General features: G+C 62.7%; 24 protein-coding genes. 7 read left to right on the forward strand and 17 right to left on the reverse strand.

Features of this window, described 5'->3' with window-relative positions; all coding sequences use genetic code 11:
- Nucleotides 1-22: 22 nt before the first annotated feature.
- The 6 genes from NG898_RS24670 to NG898_RS24695 all read right to left on the reverse strand — a co-directional run bounded on the left by NG898_RS24670 (nucleotide 23) and on the right by NG898_RS24695 (nucleotide 7109).
- Nucleotides 23-1243: a TIGR03364 family FAD-dependent oxidoreductase gene (locus tag NG898_RS24670; protein WP_252694905.1), complete on the reverse strand. Its 1221-nt coding sequence runs from the start codon at nucleotides 1241-1243 to the stop codon at nucleotides 23-25.
- A 3-nt stretch (nucleotides 1244-1246) separates the two neighbouring features.
- Nucleotides 1247-2272: a putative 2-aminoethylphosphonate ABC transporter substrate-binding protein gene (locus NG898_RS24675; protein WP_252694906.1), complete on the reverse strand. Its 1026-nt coding sequence runs from the start codon at nucleotides 2270-2272 to the stop codon at nucleotides 1247-1249.
- A 55-nt stretch (nucleotides 2273-2327) separates the two neighbouring features.
- Nucleotides 2328-3206 carry a phosphonoacetaldehyde hydrolase gene (gene phnX / locus NG898_RS24680; protein WP_252694907.1) on the reverse strand — a complete coding sequence of 293 codons (879 nt, stop codon included), beginning with the start codon at nucleotides 3204-3206 and terminating at the stop codon, nucleotides 2328-2330.
- 44 nt (nucleotides 3207-3250) lie between these two features.
- The gene (locus tag NG898_RS24685) at nucleotides 3251-5014 is read right to left on the reverse strand and encodes a putative 2-aminoethylphosphonate ABC transporter permease subunit (RefSeq protein ID WP_252694908.1); all 1764 of its coding nucleotides are present in this window, start codon (nucleotides 5012-5014) and stop codon (nucleotides 3251-3253) included.
- A gap of 7 nt (nucleotides 5015-5021) precedes the next feature.
- Nucleotides 5022-6164 (reverse strand): putative 2-aminoethylphosphonate ABC transporter ATP-binding protein, encoded by a 1143-nt coding sequence (locus tag NG898_RS24690; RefSeq protein WP_252694909.1) that lies wholly within the window; start codon nucleotides 6162-6164, stop codon nucleotides 5022-5024.
- A 78-nt stretch (nucleotides 6165-6242) separates the two neighbouring features.
- Nucleotides 6243-7109, reverse strand: a complete 867-nt coding sequence (locus NG898_RS24695; RefSeq protein ID WP_252694910.1) for a LysR family transcriptional regulator — start codon at nucleotides 7107-7109, stop codon at nucleotides 6243-6245.
- Nucleotides 7110-7433: 324 nt separating this feature from the next.
- On the opposite strand from NG898_RS24695, the gene NG898_RS24700 reads away from it, so the two are divergent.
- Nucleotides 7434-9137, forward strand: a complete 1704-nt coding sequence (locus NG898_RS24700) for a M30 family zinc metallopeptidase (protein ID WP_252694911.1) — start codon at nucleotides 7434-7436, stop codon at nucleotides 9135-9137.
- 154 nt (nucleotides 9138-9291) lie between these two features.
- On the opposite strand, the gene acnB is transcribed toward NG898_RS24700, so the two are convergent.
- Nucleotides 9292-11877: a bifunctional aconitate hydratase 2/2-methylisocitrate dehydratase gene (gene acnB / locus NG898_RS24705; RefSeq protein WP_252694912.1), complete on the reverse strand. Its 2586-nt coding sequence runs from the start codon at nucleotides 11875-11877 to the stop codon at nucleotides 9292-9294.
- Nucleotides 11878-12063: 186 nt separating this feature from the next.
- Nucleotides 12064-13011, reverse strand: coding sequence for a LysR family transcriptional regulator (locus NG898_RS24710; RefSeq protein ID WP_252694913.1), 948 nt, complete (start codon nucleotides 13009-13011; stop codon nucleotides 12064-12066).
- Nucleotides 13012-13121: 110 nt separating this feature from the next.
- On the opposite strand from NG898_RS24710, the gene NG898_RS24715 reads away from it, so the two are divergent.
- Nucleotides 13122-13856, forward strand: a complete 735-nt coding sequence (locus NG898_RS24715) for an SDR family NAD(P)-dependent oxidoreductase (RefSeq protein ID WP_252694946.1) — start codon at nucleotides 13122-13124, stop codon at nucleotides 13854-13856.
- A gap of 163 nt (nucleotides 13857-14019) precedes the next feature.
- Here NG898_RS24715 and NG898_RS24720 read toward each other — a convergent pair whose 3' ends face one another.
- Nucleotides 14020-14346: an EthD family reductase gene (locus tag NG898_RS24720; protein ID WP_252694914.1), complete on the reverse strand. Its 327-nt coding sequence runs from the start codon at nucleotides 14344-14346 to the stop codon at nucleotides 14020-14022.
- A 128-nt stretch (nucleotides 14347-14474) separates the two neighbouring features.
- On the opposite strand from NG898_RS24720, the gene NG898_RS24725 reads away from it, so the two are divergent.
- A complete protein-coding gene (locus NG898_RS24725; RefSeq protein ID WP_252694915.1) occupies nucleotides 14475-14648 on the forward strand; it encodes a hypothetical protein in 174 nt (57 codons plus the stop codon).
- Nucleotides 14649-14715: 67 nt separating this feature from the next.
- Here NG898_RS24725 and NG898_RS24730 read toward each other — a convergent pair whose 3' ends face one another.
- The gene (locus NG898_RS24730) at nucleotides 14716-15597 is read right to left on the reverse strand and encodes a LysR family transcriptional regulator (protein WP_252694916.1); all 882 of its coding nucleotides are present in this window, start codon (nucleotides 15595-15597) and stop codon (nucleotides 14716-14718) included.
- 117 nt (nucleotides 15598-15714) lie between these two features.
- Here NG898_RS24730 and NG898_RS24735 point away from each other — a divergent pair, with 117 nt between their 5' ends.
- Nucleotides 15715-16611: an NAD(P)-dependent oxidoreductase gene (locus tag NG898_RS24735; protein WP_315862506.1), complete on the forward strand. Its 897-nt coding sequence runs from the start codon at nucleotides 15715-15717 to the stop codon at nucleotides 16609-16611.
- Nucleotides 16601-17683 (forward strand): MBL fold metallo-hydrolase, encoded by a 1083-nt coding sequence (locus NG898_RS24740; protein ID WP_315862507.1) that lies wholly within the window; start codon nucleotides 16601-16603, stop codon nucleotides 17681-17683. The genes NG898_RS24735 and NG898_RS24740 overlap by 11 nt, the downstream gene beginning before the upstream one ends.
- Nucleotides 17684-17685: 2 nt before the next feature.
- On the opposite strand, the gene NG898_RS24745 is transcribed toward NG898_RS24740, so the two are convergent.
- The 3 genes from NG898_RS24745 to NG898_RS24755 form a co-directional block, all read right to left on the reverse strand.
- Nucleotides 17686-17823, reverse strand: a complete 138-nt coding sequence (locus tag NG898_RS24745; protein ID WP_420803720.1) for a hypothetical protein — start codon at nucleotides 17821-17823, stop codon at nucleotides 17686-17688.
- A 271-nt stretch (nucleotides 17824-18094) separates the two neighbouring features.
- On the reverse strand, nucleotides 18095-18502 hold the full coding sequence (locus tag NG898_RS24750) for a VOC family protein (protein WP_252694917.1): 408 nt from the start codon (nucleotides 18500-18502) through the stop codon (nucleotides 18095-18097).
- Between the two features lie 34 nt (nucleotides 18503-18536).
- Nucleotides 18537-18938: a 4-oxalocrotonate tautomerase gene (locus tag NG898_RS24755; RefSeq protein WP_252694918.1), complete on the reverse strand. Its 402-nt coding sequence runs from the start codon at nucleotides 18936-18938 to the stop codon at nucleotides 18537-18539.
- Nucleotides 18939-19080: 142 nt separating this feature from the next.
- Here NG898_RS24755 and NG898_RS24760 point away from each other — a divergent pair, with 142 nt between their 5' ends.
- A complete protein-coding gene (locus NG898_RS24760) occupies nucleotides 19081-19659 on the forward strand; it encodes a TetR/AcrR family transcriptional regulator (RefSeq protein ID WP_252694919.1) in 579 nt (192 codons plus the stop codon).
- Between the two features lie 182 nt (nucleotides 19660-19841).
- Here NG898_RS24760 and NG898_RS24765 read toward each other — a convergent pair whose 3' ends face one another.
- Entirely contained in the window at nucleotides 19842-20423 is a 582-nt protein-coding gene (locus NG898_RS24765; RefSeq protein WP_260782291.1) for a TetR/AcrR family transcriptional regulator, read from the reverse strand.
- Between the two features lie 75 nt (nucleotides 20424-20498).
- Between NG898_RS24765 and NG898_RS24770 the strand changes: the two genes are divergently transcribed.
- Complete coding sequence (locus NG898_RS24770; protein ID WP_252694921.1) at nucleotides 20499-20732, forward strand: hypothetical protein; 234 nt, start codon at nucleotides 20499-20501, stop codon at nucleotides 20730-20732.
- 71 nt (nucleotides 20733-20803) lie between these two features.
- Here the strand turns inward: NG898_RS24770 and NG898_RS24775 are convergent, their stop codons facing one another.
- From NG898_RS24775 to NG898_RS24780, 3 genes are all read right to left on the reverse strand, one after another.
- Nucleotides 20804-21130 carry an EthD family reductase gene (locus tag NG898_RS24775; protein WP_252694922.1) on the reverse strand — a complete coding sequence of 109 codons (327 nt, stop codon included), beginning with the start codon at nucleotides 21128-21130 and terminating at the stop codon, nucleotides 20804-20806.
- A gap of 58 nt (nucleotides 21131-21188) precedes the next feature.
- A complete protein-coding gene (locus NG898_RS26155) occupies nucleotides 21189-21317 on the reverse strand; it encodes a hypothetical protein (protein ID WP_260774457.1) in 129 nt (42 codons plus the stop codon).
- A 181-nt stretch (nucleotides 21318-21498) separates the two neighbouring features.
- Nucleotides 21499-22188: a P-loop nucleotide/nucleoside kinase family protein gene (locus NG898_RS24780; protein ID WP_252694923.1), complete on the reverse strand. Its 690-nt coding sequence runs from the start codon at nucleotides 22186-22188 to the stop codon at nucleotides 21499-21501.
- Between the last annotated feature and the right edge of the window lie 34 nt (nucleotides 22189-22222).

The raw sequence follows: 22222 nt of genomic DNA on the forward strand, positions 1-22222 counted from the left end.
CTCTTCACTAAACGAAGCTGTGTCAGGCAGCCACCGCTGCGGGCATGCTTGCCGGTGGTGTCCATTGCGGCACCTCGGTGCCGTCGACGAGCGCATCCATATGCCGATGCGCCAGCGCCGGTCCGACGCTCATGCCAATGCCGCTGTGCATCAGCGCCACGGTGGTGCGATCGTCGACGCGGGTGATCGAGAACGCGCCGCTGCCGGGTACATGGCACTTGGCGCCATATACGCCCTGCCAGCGCTCCACCACGCGCAGCTTGCTGCCGAAGGTGTCACGCGCGAGGTCGAGCATGATGTTGTCGACCGACTCGGCGTTGAACGGGCGTGCGTCCTGGCCGTAGTCGTGCGAATCACCAATGATCCAGTCGCCATAGGGCGTTGGGCTGACCAACAGATGAATGCCGTGGCGTGCCAGCTCGGGGCGCTGATGCTCGATCTGCATGGCCAGCGTCTGGGCGGTCGGCAGATCCGCAAATGCGCCGTAGTGCGTGCATGACAGACCGGTCAGCACCGCGTGTTCCAGGCGGAAACCGTCTTCGGGTGTGACACGCAGCATCTGCAGGCGGCAAACCTGCGGTTGCAGCGCGCGAAGCTGGTCAGCACACAGCGTCTGGTAATCGTGACCGCTGCAGACGACGACTCGTTGGGCGTTGCACACGCCGGCAGTTGTTTCCAGCCGGCCGCCTTCCACATGGCGCACCAGCGTACCGAAATGGAAGCGCACGCCTTGCGTGGCAAGCCATGACGCCAGCGCCGGAATGGCTTCGCGCGAATAAAGCTGCAGATCATCAAAGCCCTGGAGCGCTGCGCGGTGGCGCATGAAGCGGCCATCGTAGAGGTTTGCCAGGTCTGCGCTGCGCAACAGCTTTACGTTGTAGCCGAAAGCCGGTGCGCGCGTCGCCATGAACTCGTCCAGTACGGCTTCTTCTGCGGCATTGCGGGCAAATAGCAGCGCACCGTTGGCGCGCGCAAAGATGCCGGCCTTGTCGGCCCAGTCGAGATACAGCGCGCGGCTTTCGCGCGCGAGGTCCAGCATGACGCCGGGCGGCTGGCCGGTCACCAGCATCTGACCGAAATTGCGAATGGACGCGCCGACGGCAATATCGCTGCGCTCGAATATCGTCACGCGCAGGCCGCGTTTGACCGCAGCGGCCGCGTGCGCCAAGCCCAAAATGCCAGCCCCGACGATGGCGACGTCGGTGCTGGCATCCAGGCCCCCTTGAGTTACGGGAGCTTGCATCGCTTACTTCTTCTCCGACTTGCCGTCGTAGCGCTTCGTCCACTCAGCGAGGATGCGATCGCGATTGGCGCTGGCCCACGTAAAGTCGTTCTTGATCAGACGCTTTTCGTAGTCGGCCGGCAGCAGCGGATCAGGCTTGGAGAAGCCCGGCGTGGCGACCACGGCAAAGTTCTTCTCGTACAGCGCCATTGCAGCCGGGCTTGCGGAGAAGTCGGCCAGCTTCTTGGCGGCGTCCAGGTTTTTCGTGCCCTTCATGATGCCGGTGGCTTCCACGTCCCAGCCCAGGCCTTCGGACGGCAGCACGATGTCGATCGGCGCACCTTCCTTCTTAGACTTCACGGCGCGGTATTCAAACGCGATACCGATCGGGAATTCCCCCGAAGCGGCCATCTTGCAAGGCTTGGAGCCCGAATGCGTGTACTGGCCGATGTTCTGGTGCAGCGCGTCCATGTAGGCCCAGCCTTTCTGCTCGCCCAGCATCTGCAGCCAGGCGCTGACGTCGAGGTAACCCGTGCCCGACGAAGCCGGGTTCGGCATGACGATCTTGCCCGCGTACACGGGCTTGGTCAGGTCGGCCCACGACGTCGGCTTCGGCAGGTTCTGCTTCTGCGCTTCGACCGTGTTGAAGCAGATGGCGGCGCCCCAGGCATCCATGCCAACCCATGCCGGCGGGTTCGCCTTGTCGCGATACGTCGCACCGATCTTCGGCAGATCGGCCGGTGCGTACGGCGTCAGCATGCCTTCCTTGTCCAGGATGGCCAGGCTCGATGCGGCCAGGCCCCACACCACGTCAGCGCGCGGGTTGTTCTTCTCGGCCAGCAGCTTGGCGGTGACGACGCCGGTGGAGTCGCGCACCCACTTGATCTCGATGTCCGGATTGGCCTTCTCGAAAGCCTCCTGGTACGCCTTCACTTGATCAGCTTCCAGCGCCGTGTACACGGTCAGCGTGGTCTTGGCGAACGCCGACGTGGCAAACGCCATCGTTGCCGACGTGATTGCGGCGGCCAGCAGGGAAAGACGTGCGGTCATGGTTTCCTCGGTATGGTGTGATGCAGCGGAAAAGACAACAAACAGGACAACAAACTCAGATGCACTGCGGGCGCTCACCGCGCGCGAGGCGGCGGTTGATATCGGCCACGACTTCAGGCAGATCGGCAATCGTGTCGATCTCGTAGTGCGGTCGGCAGGCGGCAAAGCCGGCCGAGATGGCAACGCGATGCCGCGCGCGCTCATCCGCAGACAGCGCGGCGTATTCCGCGTACGGCAGGCCCAGCGCGTTGCCCGACATGAGCAGCGCAACGGTCCACATGCCGGCGCGGCGGCCCTCTTCGATGCCGGGGACGGTGTCGTCGACCTTCACGCAGGCCGCCACATCGCCAATCGCAAGATCGACCGCGCAACGCAGGGCCTGCGCAGGCCACGGGCGGGCGCGGGGCACTTCGTCGCAAGCGACCACGCAGTCGGGCGTGTAGCCGGCACCGGCAGCCAGGTCGACCACGCGGTCCATCACCACGCGCGGGTAACCCGAGCACGTGCCGATCTTCAGACCCGCTTCGCGCAGTGCGGCGATGGTGTTCAGCGCGCCCGGAATCATTGCGGAATGCGCTCCGACCTTTTCGATCTGCAGCGGCATGAAGCGGTTGTAGATGGCGGTGACATCGTCATCGGTCGGCATGCGGCCATGCGCGAGCGAGAAACGTGCGGCAATTGCGCCGTCGTTGCACAGCGTGCGGATGTGGTCCCACTTGCCCAGGCCCATCGGGCCGCGCGCTTCGTCCAGCGTGATGGCGACGCCAAATTCCGCGAACGCTTCCACGAAGATCTGCGTGGGCGCAAACGAGCCAAAGTCGACGACGGTGCCGGCCCAGTCGAGCACAGCGGCTTCCAGCCGCAACGGCGTGCTGCCGGGATTGAGGCGGTCTGCGCCTGCCTGGCGTGCCGAGATTGGGGAGGAGTCACCCATGTTCATGCTTCCTTTCTGCTTTGTTTCAGTTACGGACTACGAATTCAATGCGCCGCCGTGCGCCAAGCCTGCGTACGCCGCACGATGCCGCGCGTGGCCAGTTCCAGCAGCAGCGATACGGCGATCGACGTGACGAGAATGAGCGTGGACATGGCCGCCGCAGGGCCGATGTCGCCGGCGTCGTCCATGTTCAACACGGCCACGGAAGCGAGCACGGTGTCGGGGCTGTAGAGGAAGATCACTGCCGACACGGTGGTCATGGCCGACACGGACAGATAACGCGCGCAGGACAGCACGGCAGGCAGGCACATCGGCAGCGTCACGCGCCAGTACGTGCGCAGCGCAGACACCTTGAGCGAGGCCGATACCGCCTCGAACACCGGATCGAGCTGCCCGAGCGACGCCACCGACGTAAGGTGCGCCGCCGTGGCGCAGTGCATGATCGTGCAGAGCACCATCAGCGCCATGCCGCCATACAGGCCGTTGAGCGGATTGGCCGGATGGTTGAAGAAGAACACGTAGCCCAGACCGAGCACGAGGCCGGGCACTGCCATCGGCAGCAGCACGGCAAAGCGGATGGCCGAGTGCAGCCAGGATTGCAACCATCCGGCAGCGCGTGTCTTTTCAACCAGCCATGCGCCGGTGAAGATCAGTGCGGTGCCAAACACGGTGGTGAGCGCAGCCAGCTTCAGGCTGTTGCGATACGCCAGCCAGCCGCCGCCGTCCATGTTGTCGAAGTCGTAATTGCGCAGCGACAGTTCGAGGTTGTACGGCCAGAGCTTCACCAGCGATGCGCCAACGGCGGTGGCAAGCATCAGCAGAATCCCGCCGACCACCAGGGTGCTCAGCAACAAGAAGAGCCCGTCGCGTAGGCGATCCGGCTGCGGGTGATAGGGTTGTGCGCGGCTGGCCAGCGCAGCGTGTTGACGGCGCTGCACGAGGCGCTCCACCGCAAAAGTCAGCAGCGCAGGCAGCAACAGCATTAAGCCGATGACGGCGCCGCGTGCAAACTGCTGCTGGCCCACCACCGCCTTGTAGGCTTCCACGGCCAGTACCTGGTAGCTGCCGCCCACCACGGTCGGCACGCCAAAGTCGGTCGCGACCAGCGTGAAGACCAACGCGAAGGCGCCGAACAAACCGTAGCGCGCGCCGGGCAGCGTGACCGTTCGGAACGTGCGCCACGGGCTCGCACCCATGGCACGTGCTGCGTCATACAGGCGGCCGTCTGCCAGCGTGAGCGTCGCCAGCAAGAGCATCAACGCATACGGAAAGGTGTAGAACACCTCGCCCAGCACGATGCCCCAGAAGCCGTAGATGTTGTTGCCGTTCATCCATGCCTTGAACAGGCCCTGGTTGCCAAACAGGTAGACCAGCGCAATGCCCGGCAGCAGCGACGGTGCAAACAGCGGCAGCATGGCGAGCGTGCGCATCGTGCTGCGCAATGGCATGCGCGTGCGTTGCACCGCATAGGCAAGGGCAAACGCCAGCGGCACCACAATCGCGGCCACGGCGCTGGATACGGCCAGCGTACGGCCAACCATGGCAAGAAAGTTCGGCGCCTGGACCACGTGGGCTACCAGCGCGAGGCCGTGCTCGTCTGTGCTGCGCACGCTGGCGACGAGGCCCGTGGCCTGCAACAGCATCATCGCCGTGGGAAGCAGCAAGCCGATGGTGAGCAACAGTAGCCAGCCAAGCTTCATGCCGGTGAGCACCGGAGCATCCGTACGCCAGAATGGCCGGCTCGCAGCGCGAACCGGCTCGGATTGGGTGGCCGCAACCACGTTCGTCTCGGGAGGCAGCATCGACATCGTGGCCTCAGGCATACACGCGCAGGCCGTCGCGCTCCAGCGCGATCCACAGCTTGCTGTCGCCCAAGCCGCTGCGGCCGACTTGCAGCGCGCTCGATGCCACTTCGGCCACCAGCGGTGCATCGGCCAGGCCATCGATCGACAGCGTCACGCGCGTGCGGCTCCCCAGGTAGATCTGGTCGACCACGCGGGCGAGATGGCGGTTAGGGGCGTCGTCATCGGGGTGCAGCGTGACGGCTTCGGGGCGGCAGAACAGGCGGCCCTGCATCGAGCCGCCATCGGCGAAAGCCGGATCGAGCAGCAGCGGTTGGCCGGCCAGCGTGGGCGTGCCATCTTCCGCGCGTTCCAGCGGCAGCCAGTTGGCTTGGCCAACAAACCCGGCGACAAACCCGGTGGCCGGGCGCGAATAGATCTCCGCCGGGGAGCCGGTCTGCTCGATGCAGCCGTTGGACATGACGGCGATGCGATCGGCCATTGCCATGGCCTCGTCCTGGTCGTGCGTGACCATCAGCGTGGTGACGTTCAGCTTGCGCTGCAGGCGGCGCAGCTCGACGCGCAGGTGTTCGCGCACCTGGGCGTCCAGCGCCGACATCGGCTCATCCAGCAGCAACAGCGACGGTGCGGGTGCCAGCGCGCGGGCCAGTGCCACACGCTGCTGCTGACCGCCCGACAGCTGCGACGGGTATTTGGCCTCGCTACCGGCCAGGCCAACCAGCGCGAGCATCTCCGAGACACGCGCCTGCATGCGCGCACGGTTGCCGTTGCTGGCGTCCAGCCCGTAGCCAACGTTCTGCGCAACCGTCAGGTTGGGAAACAGCGCGTACGACTGGAAGACGATGCCGTAGTCACGCTCGCGCGGCGGCAGGTTGGAAATATCGCGGCCACCGGCGACGATCTGGCCGCCGTCGTGCGCCTCCAGCCCGGCAATGATGCGCAGCAAGGTCGTCTTGCCGCAGCCCGAGGGGCCCAGCAGGCAGACGAATTCGCCCTGCGCCACATCCAGCGATACACCGTCGAGTGCCGTGAACGCGCCAAAGCGGCGCGAGACTTGCCGCACGGACAGGAACGGCGCGGCGGAACCCAGAGTCGGGTTGATAACAGGCTGAGAGATGGGCACGGGGGCGCAGACAATGGCAAAAACGGTCGCCACTGTAGCCAGCCGACATGTACCCCTTGTGGCAGTTACCCCAAAAACGCCAATGCGCGCATTTCCGGATTTTGGTTCGGCTTACGACGAGACTGGCCGGACTTCGCTCAGGAAGGCGGCAATCAACCGCGCATCGCGCCGATCTTGCAGGCAGTACAGGTACTCGCTCAGCTCCGGCGCGCCACCTTCAAAGGGCAGCACACGCAGATCGGCGTGGCTTGGCACTTCCTGCCGGGCGATCACGCTGACACCCAGGTTGCGCGTGATGGCCTCCCGGATGGACTCCCGGCTGCCGATCTCCACCGTGGAAGCCGGCGTCACGCCAGCCTGCGCCATCATCGTTTCGGTCATGGCGCGCGTGGTCGATCCCACCTCGCGCACCAGCAGCCGGCATTGTGACAGCGCGCTTACCGGCACGCTCGTCTGGCCGGCGAGCGCGTGGCTTCGATGCACGACGAGCACGAGCGGATCGCGTGCCAGTTCAATACGCAGAAAGCGCGCATCGTCCACGCGCTGCGACGACGACGCCACGTCGACGCGGTACTCCTGCAGCGCTTCGAGCATCTGCACCGAATTGCCGGCTTCGATGCTGACGTCAATGCCGGGATGGCTCTTGCAGAACCGATCCACGATGTCGAGCACGTAATACGGCGCCGTCGCGCCAATGCGCAGGTGACCCGATCCCATGTCGCCAGAGTTGCGCAGGAAGAAGTCGATCTCGGTTTCCTGGCGCACGAGCTGGTCCACCAGGGGCATCAGCCGCACGCCCGCGTCCGACAAGGAGAGCCGGCGCCCGCCCCGGTAGAACAGCTCTACGCCGTAGGCCTCTTCCAGGGCGCGGATCTGCGAAGTCACGGTCGGCTGCGACAGGCCAAGCTGCTTGGCTGCCAGCGTGATGCTGCCCAGGCGGGCAACCATGAAGAACGATTTGAGCTGCGCAACGAGCATCGATGGGTGACGTATTGAGCGCGTTTGCGGCGCGGTGAATGAGCGGGCGGCCCATTCTAGCGGACGGTACCGTCGCCAAAGTGGCGCCAGGCGCCCTCCTCCGTTTTCTGCATCTACATCTGGGGGCTACGACTTTTTCAACCTTTTCGACAACGCAAACTTTGCGCACCCCCACATCGGGGGGAATTGGCGCCTGTGAAGGCGTTATTTCCACGGATCGAATCCGCCACTTCGCCTTGAGAATCCGTCCGCATGTTGCGCTTGAGGCAGTCACGAGCCGCCCTTGCGCACGCATTCGGTATGTGCGGATTTGGAGAGAAGTGGATGGAACGCAGCAGCAACAACGTGCGCGGCACGAAGCAATGGACCATCGCGATGATGGTGGCAGCAGCAGGCACCCTGGCCGCATGTGGCGGTGGCGGTGGTGGCGGCGGCTCGGGGGCCACCCCGGCAGCTACGCAAGGCTCATCCGCCAATATCACTGTGGCGGCGGCGTGCAGCGGGTCGAATTGCGGCGCACTGGGCAACACCTACGCCGGCTCCGGCGTGGGCGTGTGGCAAGCGACCAATGCGGGCGCAGCGGCCGGCTCGGTGCCGGTGTCGATCGCGGGGCTCACGGGCCAGAGCGTGACGCTCGTCTACACGAACCAGAGTGCGGCGGCACAGCCGATGCCGTCCGTCTCGCTGACGGGCCTGGGGCTGCTGAATGCCACCGGCACGCCGGTCGCCAAGCCTGCCGCCGACGTGGCCGGCAATGACGCCAACGCGGCGTTCGACCGCCAGCTTTCCGATTTCAACATGCATGCGCTGGACGGCTACGCCACCGGCGGCGGCCCGCTCAAGACGCAAGGCGCCTCCAACGACACGGTGCTGCGTCCGCAGTCGGTCGCCAGCGTCGGCACGCAGCGAACGTGGAACCACCAGCAGCCGGACGGCACCGCCACCGTGCGCACGGCCACGCTGCGCCAGCAAGCCACGGCCACCGACGGCCGCATCGTCAACCTGTGGGTGGAAAACACCGAATACGGCACGAGCAAGATCAGCGACGGCATCATCAGCACGCTCATCAGCAAGTTCGCTTCAGGCACGCAGTCGGTCTACACGCTGGCCACTTCGCTGGTCGGCCAGCCGTGGGGCAGCTACTCCAGCTCGGCCAGCCTGATCGACCCGAACCAGGCGCTCGACATCGTGGTGCTGAACATCCAGCCCGACGGCCAGGCCTATGGTCGCGTGGGCTACTTCTGGGCACGCAACAACTTCACCACTAACTCGCAGCCGCTGTCGAACCAGTCGCTGTCGCTGTATGTGGATTCGGAAACCATCTACCTGGGCGGCACTGATGGGCTGAACACCGTCATCTCGACGCTCGGCCATGAGTTCACGCACATGGCCAACTTCTACCAGCGTGGCGTGTTGCACGGCTCGCAGTACATGTACGGCACGTGGCTGGAAGAGATGACGGCGATGACGATGGAAGACGTGCTCTCCAGCCAGATCGATCCGACCTTCAACAACGTGCGCGACAGCCGCTTCCCGGCCTGGCTGCAAAGCGCGTACGACTGCTCGCTGACGGCATTTGATCCGTCGCTGTCTTCCTCGTGCCCGGGGTATCCGATTTCGGGCAGCCTGGGCGGCTTCCTGCTGCGCCAGTACGGCATTGCGTATTACGCCAACCTGCTGCAGAACTTCTCGTCGACGGATTCGACTGCGGTATTGAACAACGCCATCCAGGCCGGCGGTGGTGCAGGCCTGGGCGATGCAACGGGCCGCTGGGGCACGGCGGTCGCGCTGCTTCCGGTGCCGGGCAGCCCGTCGGGCTTTGCGTATCCGGCTCGCACGGACAGCGGGTTCTCGATCCCCGCGCTGAATGGCCCGAGCTACAGCAGCCAGCGCACCATGCCGACGTCCGTGCCAGCCACGCTGCAGGGCTTCGGCCAGTTCCCGGTCGCGCGCGGCACGAAGGCCGGCACGTACAGCGAGACGATCACGGTGCCGGCATATTCGACGGTGTCGATCATCATCCACTGACAACGCGCGGCTGAGGGAGCGTACTCCCTTTGGGTTTCAGCCCGTGCTGGAATCTCGAGAAGCACCAAAATGAAAAGGCGCCGAGGGCATTCAACCCTCGGCGCCTTTTCATTTGACTACGGCGGGAACGACCCACCGCAGTCGCGAAACACCTTTACATCTGCACGGTGTCGGCCACTTCCTTGAAGTCTTCGATCTGGTCGAAGTTCATGTACTGGTAGATCTTGTCGCCGTTCGCAGTGAGCACGCCCATGTCGGCCATGTACTCTTCCTTGGTCGGAATCTTGCCCAGACGGGAGCAGATCGCCGCCAGTTCCGCCGAGCCAAGGTACACGTTCGTGTTCTTGCCCAGGCGGTTCGGGAAGTTACGGGTGGACGTCGACATGACCGTCGCGCCTTCGCGCACCTGTGCCTGGTTGCCCATGCACAGCGAGCAGCCCGGCATTTCGGTGCGGGCACCAGCCGTGCCGAACACGCCGTAGTGGCCTTCTTCGGTCAGCTGCTTCTGGTCCATCTTGGTCGGCGGCGCAACCCACAGCTTGACCGGAATGTCGCGCTTGCCTTCCAGCAGCTTCGACGCGGCACGGAAGTGACCAATGTTGGTCATGCACGAGCCGATGAACACTTCGTCGATCTTGGCACCGGCAACGTCGGACAGCGTCTTCACGTCGTCCGGATCGTTCGGGCAGGCCACGATCGGCTCGTGGATGTCGGCTAGGTCGATCTCGATGACGGCGGCGTACTCGGCGTCGGCATCCGGCTGCAGCAGTTCCGGATCGGCCAGCCACTGCTCCATCGCCTTGATGCGGCGCTGCAGGCTGCGCGGGTCTTGGTAGCCCTGCGCGATCATCCACTTGAGCAGCGTGATGTTGCTGTTCAGGTATTCGATGATCGGCTCCTTGTTCAGGTGCACCGTGCAACCGGCGGCCGAACGCTCGGCAGATGCATCCGACAGCTCGAACGCTTGCTCGACCTTCAGGTCAGGCAGGCCTTCGATTTCGAGGATGCGGCCCGAGAAGATGTTCTTCTTGCCTTGCTTGGCGACCGTCAGCATGCCCTGCTTGATCGCGTACAGCGGAATCGCGTTCACAAGGTCACGCAGCGTAACGCCCGGCTGCATCTTGCCCTTGAAGCGAACCAGCACCGATTCCGGCATGTCCAGCGGCATCGTGCCGGTGGCGGCCGCGAACGCGACCAGGCCCGAACCTGCCGGGAAGCTGATGCCGATCGGGAAGCGCGTGTGCGAGTCGCCGCCGGTGCCGACGGTGTCGGGCAGCAGCATGCGGTTCAGCCACGAGTGGATCACGCCATCGCCCGGGCGCAGCGCGATACCGCCGCGCGTGCTGATGAAGTTTGGCAGCGTCTGGTGCGTCTTCACGTCCACCGGCTTCGGATACGCAGCGGTGTGGCAGAACGACTGCATCACCAGGTCGGCCGAGAAGCCGAGGCACGCCAAGTCCTTCAGTTCGTCGCGGGTCATCGGCCCGGTGGTGTCTTGCGAGCCGACCGAGGTCATCTTCGGTTCGCAGTACGTGCCCGGGCGGATGCCTTGGCCTTCCGGCAGGCCGCACGCACGGCCAACCATCTTTTGCGCCAGCGAGAAGCCCTTGCCGCTGTCGGCCGGCTGATGCGGCAGGCGGAACAGCGTCGACGGTGCGAGGCCCAGCGCTTCACGCGCCTTGGCGGTCAGGCCGCGGCCGATGATCAGCGGAATGCGGCCACCGGCGCGCACTTCGTCGAACAGCACGTCGGACTTGACCTGGAATTCGGCGATGACCTTGCCGTCCTTCAGCGCCTTGCCTTCGTACGGGCGCAGTTCAACCACGTCGCCCATTTCCATCTGCGACACGTCGAGTTCGATCGGCAGTGCGCCGGCATCTTCCATCGTGTTGTAGAAGATCGGAGCGATCTTGCCGCCAAGGCACACGCCGCCGAAACGCTTGTTCGGAACGTAGGGAATGTCTTCGCCCGTGAACCACAGCACCGAGTTGGTGGCCGACTTGCGCGAAGAGCCGGTGCCGACCACGTCGCCCACGTAGGCGACCAGGTGGCCCTTTTCCTTCAGGGATTCAATGAATTTGACCGGGCCGCGCTTGCCGTCTTCTTCCGGCGTGATGCCGGGGCGCGCGTTCTTCAGCATCGCGAGCGCGTGCATCGGGATATCCGGGCGGGTGGTGGCGTCCGGTGCCGGCGACAGGTCGTCGGTGTTGGTTTCGCCCGTCACCTTGAAGACGGTGATGGTCAGGCTTTGCGGCACTTCCGGACGGCTCGTGAACCATTCGGCGTCGGCCCAGCTTTGCAGCACGGCGCGGGCGTTGGCGTTACCCTTGTCGGCGAGTTCCTTGACGTCATGGAACTGGTCGAACATCAGCAGCGTCTTCTTCAGCGCCTCTGCGGCGGTGGCACCGACTTCAGCGTCGGACAGCAGCTCGATCAGCGGCTGGATGTTGTAGCCACCCAGCATCGTGCCGAGCAGTTCGGTGGCGCGGGCACGCGAAATCAGCGCGCAAGCGGTCTCGCCCTTGGCGACAGCAGCCAGGAAGCCTGCCTTCACGCGGGCGGCTTCGTCCACGCCAGCGGGCACACGATGGGTGATCAGGTCGAGCAGCGTCTGCTCTTCGCCGGCGGGCGGGTTCGTCAGCAGTTCGACCAGTTCGGCGGTCTGCTGAGCCGTCAGCGGCAGGGGAGGAATACCGAGCGCGGCGCGGGCGGCCACGTGAGCGCGAAAGTTTTCAAGCATGGGAGACCTGCTGAGATGACGTTACAGGGGATCTTTTCAGGCACCCCGAGGCTGGTCCGGGCGCCGCTTGGGCGCGATTCTAATCGCAATACCCCACACGGTCAAATGTCTTATATCTTATATAAGAGTCAAGCGTGCGACCGGGTACCCAACGCCGGCTATTCAGCGATAACCGCCTACCTGCCATCAGCGCGCATCTTGCGGGGGATTCTGCGGATATGCCGCTTGGCACAGCGCTAGCACTTCAGCACGAAACCATTGTTGCGCCGGATCGTGATCGAGGCGCGGATGCCAGATCTCTGAAATGGTGAAAGCGGGTACGGCCAGCGGCAGCTCAAAATACTGCAGCCCGTTGGCAGCCGCGTAATCCGTTACAAAAGCGTTACCCAGGCAGGAATACGGAACGGCGGCCAATAAGTCCGAATGGCGGGCCAGTTGCATCGCGCTCATATAGGACGGCACCACGATTGCCACCTTCCGCCGAAGGTTTGGCGGCTCCAGCGCCACGTCGATCGCATTTTCCGTTTGCCCCGTACGCGAAACCATGACGTGGCCACATGCGGCCCATTGCTCCAGGCGGATGCGGGCATCGCCCAGGAGCGGATGGCCCACGCGGCACACCCCGACATAGCGATCGCGGAAAAGCGGCCGTGTACGGACCTCGGGGGCGGCCGTTCGGACAATACCGATCTCCAGATCAATCGCACCGTCCCGCAGGGGCTGGGCGTTCCAGTCCGGCTTGGGCGTGAAGCGAACTTGCACGCCCGGCGCCGTACGATGGATGCGGTCCATCAAGGCCGCGCCAAGTAAATCGACGAAGCCTTCACCCGCGCGCACGGTGAAGCATTGCTCGAGGGTAGCGACGTCGAACCGATGATCAGCACGGCCGAGCGCCGCCTCCGCTTCACGGGCCAGTGCGGGAATACGCAGGCTTAGCTGCTCGGCATACGGTGTCAGCACCAGCGCGCGGCCAGCCTGCAACAACAGACGATCGCCCGTCGCCATGCGCAGGCGCGAAAGCGTGCGGCTCATGGCAGAGACACTGAGATTCAGGCGCCGGGCCGCACCAGTGACGCTACGTTCACTGAGCAATGCATCCAGCGCAGTCAGGAGGTTGAGATCGACACGTGACATGCGGCCAGAATAATCGAAAACCCTTCCGGCTATGGCGTCTGGTGCAATCGTGGATTGTCGACCAGGCGTCTGGTGCAAAACACGGGCTCTTCCGACAATACACGGCATCCCTGCGCACAACGGAGAATGCCTTGTCCAACGCGCCCAACCACATACCCACCGTGTTGCTGATCGGCGCCTCACGGGGCCTTGGTCATGCCATGGCGGCCGAGTTTCTCAAGAAGGGATGGAATGTCGTGGGCACGGTCCGCGCCGGCAACGACCGGACACTCTTGCACAATCTTGCCAATGCACATCCAGACCGGGTCACCATCGAAACGCTGGACATCACGCGGCCCGAGCAGATTCGGGCCCTGGGCGAGCGCCTGTCCGGCCGGACGTTCGATGTTCTATTCGTCAATGCGGGGACGACCAACCCGGATCCAACGCAGACCATCGGCGAGGTATCCACCGAGGATTTCGTGGCGCTCATGATGACCAATGCGCTCAGCCCGATGCGCGTAGTCGAAAGCCTGGCCCATCTTGTTCCGCCGGCTGGGCTGATCGGAATCATGTCGTCAGGGCAAGGCAGCATTGCCGACAATGAATCCGGCCAGCGCGAACTCTATCGTGGCAGCAAAGCGGCACTGAACCAGTTCATGCGCAGCTTCGCTGCACGCCAGGCGCACACGCCCTTAGCCATGTTGCTGGTCGCCCCCGGTTGGGTGCGCACCGACCTCGGCGGACCTGAGGGACGATTGTCAATCGAAGAGAGTATTCCGGGCGTCGTGAACGTGATTCTGAACAAACTGGGGCGTCCCGGCCTCGAGTATCTCGACTACCGCGGCAGGACTGTCCGCTGGTGATTGGGATGGACTGTTATGGGGAAGCGGCTTTGCAAGTGCTTGCCGCACGAAGCTAGAGCCGTGGGCCGCAACCGGGAGTTGGACTGCGGACATCGGTGTCCGCTCGCCAGGACTTCCGCGTTTGATCCGCACGGCAGTGTATGACTCTCGCGATCGGACGCGCTCAACGATCCGACCGCTCAACGACGACCTCGCTAACCTGCAGCACCGGTGCGATGTCGGTGTAGTTCGCAATGTCGCCTAGGATCTCGGCGCCATGCTCCTGCATGGCGGCCTGGAAGCCCTCGGCCGAATCGCAGATCAACGCGCACATCGCCACGAAGGCAGGCGGTGTACCGGGCGCTCCACCGGCCAAGCCCTTTTCGACGGTGTAGTAAGCGCAGGCGCTGCCCAACCTGGCCTTCACCATCGGCATGTGCCGGTCGCGGTAATAGGTGTGGTCGAAGCGCGCGCCTTCGGTGTACGGGTACATCACGGTGACCTTGATCATGCGATTCTCCTTGTCATCATTGACGTCGTTGCCCAGCGATTCTCGTGAGTGTCAATGATCATACCGGCTTGCGGTCGACGAGGCTTAAGACCTCCGTTCGGTGCGACCGGACAGACCGTTACATCGGCATGCTCAGTCTTGCAGGTCGTCAATGCAGCTGGGAGGAAACAGCCGACGACGCCAAAGAGCCCGTCGTCATCTTCGCCGGCAGCTATCGGCACGAGCGCTGCCGCGCGCTGGTCAACTTTGTTCAGGCGTCGGTGCAGGTTTCGGATTTGGGCAGCGGCGATGCGGGCCAGTGAGGCTGGCCGCTATTGGCCGAAGGAAACCATTCGGCCCATGGATGCGCTTGCACGCAAAGTTGGGCGTTTACGGCGAGCTGGCAGAAGCATCAAATGCAGAGTTGGCAAGATGTCTGACCATCAAGTCAACGAATGCAGACAAGCGGTTAAGCCGCCTCAAGTCACGGTGGTAGCCCATCCAGATCTCGCGATGCGGCGGTTCCGCGTCCAGCTCCAGCCGGCGGATACCGTGGGTCTGGTCTCCCAGCGGGCGCGGCAGCACTGCGATGCCCATTCCCATCGCGCACATCTGCGCTTTGACGTTCCGGTTGTTCGAATGCAGCGCGACCCCTGCATTCGGAAACATTTCCCTCAGCCACGCCGTATCCGGAAACGACCCGCTTAATACATCCGGCGTGATCAGCCGATATCCGCTGCCGTCGCCAGCGACCGGCGCGGGCCCGGTGGCAGACACGTAGACGCCATAGCGCATCTGGAGCAACCGCCGCTGGACGATGTCCTGCTCCTCGAACGGCACAATGCGAAACGCCACGTCAGCCTCCCGTTGCGCCAGGTTGAACAGGCGCGTTCCAGTGAGCACCTCAATCTGGACCTGGGGGTATTTGGCCGCATACGCCGCCAGCACCGGAGGCAACACGTAGGCGCCGAACCAGTCGGCGGAAGTCACGCGTAGCGTGCCGTCGAGCGCTTGTTGCTTCCCGGCGAGCCTGCGCTCCATCGCCAACGCGCCCTCTTCTATCTGCTCGGCAAGAGGAAGCACTCCCATCCCTTCTTCAGTCAGAACGAAACCGTCGGCCGTCCGCTGAAACAGCACCTGCCCTGTGGCCTCTTCCAAAGCGCGCAATCGCCGGCCCGCGGTTGGGTGGCTCACGCGCAGAGCCCGCGCAGCGGCACCGAGCGTGCCCGTGCGGGCGACCGCAAGAAAGATCCTCACATCACTCCACTCCATGCCACCCCTTACAAAACTGAACGGACGGTGTTCATTATATTCAGTTGATGAACAGTATCGAACGTTGCGAGACTACGCTCCATCGCCGCCGAACGATCGGCTGCAGTCAACGGCCTGGTGGGCTCCGTTCAAGCTGGGCCTGACTTTCTGGAGAAAGCAAAGCAAATGGAAATCGGAATCATCGGCCTGGGTGCGATGGGCCGGGAATTTGCACGCAACCTGGCTGCGGCCGGCCACAAGGTTGTCGCATGGAATCGCTCGGGCGGCAGCGTCGCAGGCGTGCGAATGATGGATACGCCAATGCAGGCATTGCAAGCCGACATGGCATTGACCATGTTGTCCGACGACTCTGCCATTCGCAGCGTGCTGATGGAAGGCGATCTTCTGGCGCAGGCAAAGCCTGGCTTGGTGCATGTGGTGTCGTCCACGATCTCGGCTGCGTTTTCAGAAGAGCTGGCGGATCATCATCGCGCCCGCGGCATCGCCCTTGTCGCAGCGCCGGTACTCGGACGGCCCGATGTCGCTGCGCGGGCCGAGCTCAACATTCTTGCCGCGGGTGACCCGGCTGCGATCGATAAGGTCATGCCTGCGCTGGAGGTGATCGGTAAGCGCATCTGGCAGATGGGCGACGATCCGCGCATGGCGTATGCCGCCAAATTGGCGTGCAACATGATGATCAGCTTCGCGATCGAAGCGATGGCCGAAGCGGTGGTGCTGACCGAAGCGCATGGTGTGCCGCGGGAACGCTTTCTGGAGCTGATTCTCGGCACCTTGTTTGGCTCTCGCCCCTACCAGACCTACTCCGGCAACATCATCAAGAACGAATATCCGCCAGGCTTCAAGGCGACACTGGGCCTGAAGGATCTGCGGCTGGCGAGAGAAGCCGCACGGAACACCAACGGCGAGCTACCTATGCTCGACATCGTTTATGCGCGCATGCAGGACGCTGTGGATGCCGGCTACGGCGACCAGGATTGGTCGGCGATGGCCAGAGCCACCTTGGATGGGAAATGACGTAGGTGGCCATATTGCTGTCAACCCAAACCGCACTCCGCTGCGCCTTTTTGACGCCAATGCGGACACCGATACAGAAAAGACAATCATGAAATATCGACATCCAATGACCAAGCTGTTTGTCTTCTGCAGCCTTCTGGCCATGTCCCTGCTACTGCAGTCTGCAGCGCACGCGGCCGCTCCCTTTGCACGTGCCCCAGCGCCAGGCTTTTACCGTTTCATGTTGGGTGGTTATGAGATCACCGCACTCAATGACGGCACGCTGGAATTGCCGGTTGACCAGTTTCTGACGAACACCACCGCGCAAAAGGTCAACAAAACGCTGGCAGAGGATTACCTGCAAAGTCCGCTCGAAACGTCCTACAACGCCTTCCTGATCAATACGGGCGCCAAACTGATTTTGATCGATACCGGCGCAGGCAACATCTTCGGCCCGAACCTGGGGAGGCTGACAGCCAACATGAAGGCATCGGGTTACGCGCCGTCCCAGGTGGATGAAATCGACATCACGCACATGCACGCAGACCATATTGGTGGGCTGACGTCGGATGGAGATATGCGCTTTCCCAATGCGATCGTCCGCGTCAATCGTCGTGAGCTGGATTACTGGCTGAGCGAGGCGAACATGGCCAAGGCGCCAGAGGGCAATCGCGGCGACCAAAAGGGCAGCTATCGCCGTGCGATGACGATCATGGAGCCCTACATCAGAGCAGGCCGCATGCGTCCGTTTGACGGCGCGCAAGAATTGAGCCCCGGCATCCATGCATACCAGAGCGCTGGACATACACCTGGGCACGTGGGCTACATGATCGAGAGCCAGGGGAATCGCTTGATGGTCGTGGGCGACATCGTGCATGTCGCGGCCATTCAATTTGAGGATCCGACGGTCACCGTTTCGTTCGATAGCGACAGCCAGTTAGCCGAACAGGAACGCATCAAGGAATTCACCCGCATCGCCAACGACAAGATACTTTTCGCTGCCGCTCACGTGCCTTTTCCGGGACTCGGGCATTTGCAAGCGGATAAGCATGGCTTCCGTTGGATTCCCATCAACTACTCGGCCGGGAAATAGTCTCAACACATGCAGCGGTCCGAACGCTCGACGATGGCCTCGCTGATCTGGACCACCGGCACGACGTCGGTGTAGTTGGCGATGTCGCCCAGGGTCTCGGCGTGGTGTGGTCGGACAGCGGCGTCGGAACCTTCGGCCAAATCCGACAGACCGTCACATCGGTGCAGATTTCGGCTTTGATTGAGGCGGCGGTATAGGGTTGAGCCGGGGCTCGCATCGCTGGCCGGGTTGGCCTAGCGATGCGGGTCGTTGAGGCTGGCAGTTATTGGCCGAAAACGGATGTTGACCGCCCGACTTCTGAATAGCTGTTTCCGATCCTGAAGGGGCACTCAGGTTACTGGAACCGACGTGATACCTTGCAGCAAGCACTGCCCCTCCTTGACGAGAACGCCTAGCACGCACCTTCGGCAGTCACGATCGAGCGGGCTCGTGGCAGTTCAACATCCATTGCACACCGAAGCGATCCGTCAGTTTTCCGTAGTAGTCCCCCCACGGCTGCATGCCGAGTGCAGTCGTCACGAGGCCTCCTGAACTCAACGCACTGAACAGCTGATCGGTCGATTGCCTACTGTCCATCGCCAGATGGTGCGCGGACCCTCGCATCGGCTCTGCGTCATCATTGTCCGAAGCATAGAAGGCGATGCCATCCCCTTCGAACTTGGCGTGCATGACCTTGCCCCGCATTGCCTCGCTCTTGGGCGGCATGGAGTCTGCGCCGTATCGCACCATCTCTACAATCCGGCCCAGCCCGCATGCCTCATAGAAGCGCAGAGCCTCCTCGCAGGCATCGGTAAAGAATAGGTAATTTGAAAGCAGCATCAAGCACTCCACGTAGAAGGCCAAGCTCGCCGAGTCAGCCCGCGAGTTGCGCATTGGTCAACGCCACACCGCCAATTCCCCACGCACCGTCCACCGCGTGAACCACGTTCACCCAGATGCGGTCCTTGGGCTGCTTCTCGCCCGACATCAAATGGATGATCTCAGTGGCCTCTTCGATATACCCCAATTGAATCTCACGGGTGTTGAATGCAAACGACGGAACTTTCCACTCAATGAATACAACGGCGGCTTCCTTCGATCCGGAAAACGTGTGCTCCTTTGGCACGACGTTGATTGATCCGACGATGTTCGGCGTAATGGCCGAGTTCCCCGCCAGTCCGTGCCACTTGAGCATGGCATCGGAAAGCCGGGAAAAAGCTAGCGGTTCCTGGCCCTGGGGGAGAACGCCTGCGGTGAGAGTGAGGGTGAGCGGCATGAGATTTCTCGAGTCAGAGGGTTGCGGCGTCAGAAGCGATTTCGCCCGTCAATCGAATTTCGAATAACGAACGTGATGCCAATGTAGATAACGAACGTTATTCCGTCAACTACAATCTGATCTTGCTGAAGAGAGGATTTCAATGTCACGAGCCGAACAAAAGGCGCTCACGCGTCAGCGCATTCTTGAAGGATCAGGACGTGCGTTTCGCAAGGGTGGATACGCGGGAACGGGAGTCGACGCTCTGGCCAAAGAGGCGGGCGTCACGTCTGGCGCCTTCTATGTCCACTTCGACTCCAAAGGCGACGTTTTCCGTGAGTCGCTGAGACAAGGAATGGACGATTTGCGAAGAGGTGTCCTTCACTTCCAATCAGAGCATGGGCGGGCCTGGTGGCCAGCGTTTGTGCGGTTCTATCTCAACGCAAAGCGAACCTGCGACCTGTCGGAAAGCTGCACGCTGCAGACGTTGCCGACTGAAGTGGCTCGCTCCGATCAGGAGTCGCGCGCCGCCTTCGAAGTGGCATTGCGCGAAGTTGCACAGACTGTCGTAGATGGCCCCGCGTCGCCCCGCGTCCCACGGAACCTTGAAGCAGCGTGTTCAGCTTTGGCTTCCTTAGTAGGCGCGGTGACACTCGCACGTGCGGTTGGAAGCCCGACCTTTGCAGATCAGATTGCGAACGCGGCCGAGTCGGCGCTGCTGGGCTCAGTTCGAGCCAGGTAAGTTTGCTTGCCGGAAAACGGCTGAAACACGCAGCGGGCTTCGCGCCCGCGCAGCCATGGAGCTCATGGCACATAGTAAGACGGGCGGCCGGTTAGTCGCCCTTTTTTTTCGCACTGCTCGCCGCAGAGGTGATTGGCAAGCTCCGCCAATCCGAACCTATGGCCAAAGGCAGACCCGCATTTTCATTTCACAAGCGACAGCCGCAAAACTTCGCTAACGTGCCGCCGATACGCAGCCGCAGTCCAGCCGCGCTTGACCACCAGATCATCCCAAGTCGCAGATGAGGTGAGTGACCAAATAAGATCCGCAGCGGCAGTGACCGAAATCCCATCACGGAGTTTGCCGTCTGCTTTGATACGGGCGGCAACAACACGGCAGCCTTCCAGGCGATCGCTTTGCCGGTCTTCCCATGCTTGCTCCGCATCGGGATCTTGCCGCCGCAGAAGTTCAAAGGCATCTGCAAGCGGCTTGTACGCGGGGCACAGTCGAGCCTGTCTGTCCACAAGAGCCAGCAGTGCTGCAAGGCCGTTCTCAGCCGCCCTGATTCGCGCCTGCTCTTGAACAATCCCCCGCTTGCCGTCCACATATCGAAGCAGCGCGACGAACAGATCCGCCTTGTTCTCAAAGATCAGATACAGCGCTTGGCGGGACAAGTCTGCCTGCTTGGCAATTTGACTCATCGTGATGCCGGTAGCGCCGCCCTCGATGAGCGCCAATGTGGCTAGCAGAATCCGGGCGCGCGTCGTTGGCTCTGGACTTGACACTGTGTAAACTCCAACTTAGTTTACACAGTGTAAAGCGGCGTTCTCCTTTTGAGAATGGCCCAACTGGAGAACACCATGCAAGTACACATATTTCGAGGCCAAGGTCGCGTATTTGGGTTCACGTTGGATGAGCGCGGCACGAACCTGCCCGAGCGGCACGGCCCGTGGAGCCCGTTCAAGGTGCTCGACATGCACCCGGACGAGCCGCACCGCGGCGTCGACGTGAACGCGTGCCTGGACGATATCGAGCAGTACGGATTCCACCTCACCGACGCACACGAACGAATTACGCACTTGAATGTGGCTTAGCTGCGACGCTAACGGCAGCCCCCCCCGGGGGCACAGGCGTTGGGCGTGTCGTCAGGCTCGATCCGACGCGCTCAAAGATCCAACCGCTCGGCGATGACCTCGCTGACCTGGACCACTGGCACGATGTCGGTGTAGTTGGCGATGTCGCCCAGAATCTCGGCGCGGTGCGGTTGGATGGCGGTCTCGTAGCCTTCGACTGAATCACAGATAAACCCACACATCGCCACGAAGGCGGGCGGTTCAGCTGGCACCCTCCCAGTCAAGCCTTTGTCGATGGTGTAGTAGGCGCAGGCGCTGCCTAGCCTGGCCTTCACCATCGGCATGTGCATGTCGCGGTAATAGGTGTGGTCGAAGCGCGCGCCTTCGGTGTACGGGTACATCACGGTGACCTTGATCATGCGGTTCTCCCTGCCATCAATGGCGTAGTTGCCCTGCGATTCTCGTGACAGCGAATGATCATAGCGGCTTGCGGCTGACGGAGCCCGAGGCTTCTGCTACGGCCAGGCAGACCGCTACACCGGCAAGCTCATCGTCCCGCAGGCCGACGACGCCAAAGATCCGGTCGTGATCTCCGCTGGCAACCATCGGCACAAGCGCACCTGCGCGCTGACTGACTTCGCGCGGGCGTGGTGCAGAGTTCGGATTTGATTGAGACGGGGGTGTGGGAGACGGGAAGGGTTCGCATCGCAAGCGGGGTTGGCGGCCGGAACACCACAGCGATTCCCCTAGCCCTGCGAACGCGCAAGATTGCCTCAAACGCCACCTGTCACGAGGAAAGTGGCAAACCCAATGTTTCGGCAATCGTGCGCGCGGCCTCTGCAGGGCCGAGAGCGGAGGTATCAATGACGATTTCCCCTTTCGGCATCGCCCGCTCGGACGCTTCAAACTGCGTGCGCAATTCACGCAGAACGTCCACCGACTGAAGCTTTCCAAAAGCAGCCCGGCTCGGTGCCGTAAGACGTTCCTCTTGTACGACTGCAGGGACGGTCAGTTGGACAAAATGGGTACTGCCACCGGCGGCGCTCACGCTCTCCACCACCCGCCTGTCGAAGCCTTCGACGACCGTCGGCTCTGGCGCAAACGTGAAGATGAGAGATCGCTTAGCCATTGCCGCCTCGCGCATCACGTCGAGCCACATTTTTTCGCGCAGCCTCACAAACTGCTCGGTTCCGAAAGGGAACACCGCTGCGACGGCATCGACCACCAAGTGGTTGTGGAAGACGGCGTAGCCGGTCATGCGCCCGAGTTCCTTCGCAATGGTCAGCTTTCCAGAAGCGACGGGGCCATGGATAAAGACAAGTTTCATGCTGCTGAAAATGGTTAGAAGACCGGCCACTCGAAAGTCAGGTTCTGGCCGATAGCGATCGATGATGGCCTGCCTACGACTGTCAACTTCCGACTGCGGTCGGTCGTAAGATCGCGGTCCCTTCGCCGCTTCTTGAAGTGCTGAGGTCATTCGACGGCCGGTTTTTTTGGTCGGGCATCGGCCA

The sequence above is a fragment of the Ralstonia mojiangensis genome (assembly GCF_023955645.1).
In the GTDB taxonomy this organism is placed as follows: domain Bacteria; phylum Pseudomonadota; class Gammaproteobacteria; order Burkholderiales; family Burkholderiaceae; genus Ralstonia; species Ralstonia mojiangensis.

Coding starts and splice junctions, on each gene's coding strand:
- NG898_RS24670 (WP_252694905.1), bottom strand. CDS start 1,243: ATGCAAGCTCCCGTAACTCAAGGGGGCCTGGATGCCAGCACCGACGTC.
- NG898_RS24675 (WP_252694906.1), bottom strand. CDS start 2,272: ATGACCGCACGTCTTTCCCTGCTGGCCGCCGCAATCACGTCGGCAACG.
- phnX (WP_252694907.1), bottom strand. CDS start 3,206: ATGGGTGACTCCTCCCCAATCTCGGCACGCCAGGCAGGCGCAGACCGC.
- NG898_RS24685 (WP_252694908.1), bottom strand. CDS start 5,014: ATGTCGATGCTGCCTCCCGAGACGAACGTGGTTGCGGCCACCCAATCC.
- NG898_RS24695 (WP_252694910.1), bottom strand. CDS start 7,109: ATGCTCGTTGCGCAGCTCAAATCGTTCTTCATGGTTGCCCGCCTGGGC.
- NG898_RS24700 (WP_252694911.1), top strand. CDS start 7,434: ATGGAACGCAGCAGCAACAACGTGCGCGGCACGAAGCAATGGACCATC.
- acnB (WP_252694912.1), bottom strand. CDS start 11,877: ATGCTTGAAAACTTTCGCGCTCACGTGGCCGCCCGCGCCGCGCTCGGT.
- NG898_RS24710 (WP_252694913.1), bottom strand. CDS start 13,011: ATGTCACGTGTCGATCTCAACCTCCTGACTGCGCTGGATGCATTGCTC.
- NG898_RS24720 (WP_252694914.1), bottom strand. CDS start 14,346: ATGATCAAGGTCACCGTGATGTACCCGTACACCGAAGGCGCGCGCTTC.
- NG898_RS24725 (WP_252694915.1), top strand. CDS start 14,475: ATGCTCAGTCTTGCAGGTCGTCAATGCAGCTGGGAGGAAACAGCCGAC.
- NG898_RS24730 (WP_252694916.1), bottom strand. CDS start 15,597: ATGGAGTGGAGTGATGTGAGGATCTTTCTTGCGGTCGCCCGCACGGGC.
- NG898_RS24740 (WP_315862507.1), top strand. CDS start 16,601: ATGGGAAATGACGTAGGTGGCCATATTGCTGTCAACCCAAACCGCACT.
- NG898_RS24750 (WP_252694917.1), bottom strand. CDS start 18,502: ATGCTGCTTTCAAATTACCTATTCTTTACCGATGCCTGCGAGGAGGCT.
- NG898_RS24755 (WP_252694918.1), bottom strand. CDS start 18,938: ATGCCGCTCACCCTCACTCTCACCGCAGGCGTTCTCCCCCAGGGCCAG.
- NG898_RS24760 (WP_252694919.1), top strand. CDS start 19,081: ATGTCACGAGCCGAACAAAAGGCGCTCACGCGTCAGCGCATTCTTGAA.
- NG898_RS24770 (WP_252694921.1), top strand. CDS start 20,499: ATGCAAGTACACATATTTCGAGGCCAAGGTCGCGTATTTGGGTTCACG.
- NG898_RS24775 (WP_252694922.1), bottom strand. CDS start 21,130: ATGATCAAGGTCACCGTGATGTACCCGTACACCGAAGGCGCGCGCTTC.
- NG898_RS26155 (WP_260774457.1), bottom strand. CDS start 21,317: ATGGTTGCCAGCGGAGATCACGACCGGATCTTTGGCGTCGTCGGCCTG.
- NG898_RS24780 (WP_252694923.1), bottom strand. CDS start 22,188: ATGACCTCAGCACTTCAAGAAGCGGCGAAGGGACCGCGATCTTACGAC.